This is a genomic window from Streptomyces sp. HSW2009 (assembly GCF_040240285.1).
Lineage (GTDB): Bacteria > Actinomycetota > Actinomycetes > Streptomycetales > Streptomycetaceae > Streptomyces.
This window is the reverse complement of the sequence record NZ_JBEHZD010001125.1, coordinates 1-596: the sequence shown is the minus strand read 5'-3', so window position 1 is coordinate 596 and position 596 is coordinate 1. Positions and strand designations below refer to the sequence as shown.

Genomic DNA, 596 nt, shown 5'->3' with positions numbered 1-596 from the left:
CCCCCCCCCCCCCCCCCCCCCCCCCCCCCCCTTATTTTTTTAAACCCCAACCCCGCCATCCCCTATCGGAGTCCGTCTCGTGGGCTGGTTGATGTTAAAAAGAGACAGCCCGCCCCCGGGCCCGCCGCCCACCGGCCCGGTGCCGGCGACGACCGGGCCCAGGACACCGCGGCGGGCCGCCCGCCCGCCGGCGGGGCCGCGGAGCTGGCCGAGGCCGCACCGCCCGTGCCGGACCCGGCCGACGCGTTCCGGCTGACCCCGCGCGAACGCGACGTGCTCCGGTTGGTCGCTGTCGGCCGCAGCAACCGGCAGATAGCCGAGGAACTCTTCATCTCGCCGAAGACGGCGAGCGTCCACGTCTCCAACATCCTCGCCAAACTGGAGGTCTCCGGCCGCGGCGAGGCCGCAGCCATGGCCCACCGCCTACGCCTGATCACCCCCGCCTGACCCCATGCCCCACTCACGCCCCGCACCTGCGCTCACGGCCCCACCCCGCCGGGGTCGAACCGGCGCAAGCCAGGTTCGTGGCGTACGGGTTCGTGGCGTACGGGTTCGTGGCGTACGGGTTCGTGGCGTACGGGTTCGTGGCGTACGGG

At 73.5% G+C, this 596-nt stretch carries 1 protein-coding gene; it reads left to right on the top strand.

The window, feature by feature from the left end; translation table 11 throughout:
• A partial coding sequence (locus tag AAHZ94_RS34865) for a helix-turn-helix domain-containing protein (protein WP_349997662.1) occupies nucleotides 1–447 on the top strand: 447 nt, incomplete at its 5' end.
• Nucleotides 448–596: the final 149 nt, after the last annotated feature.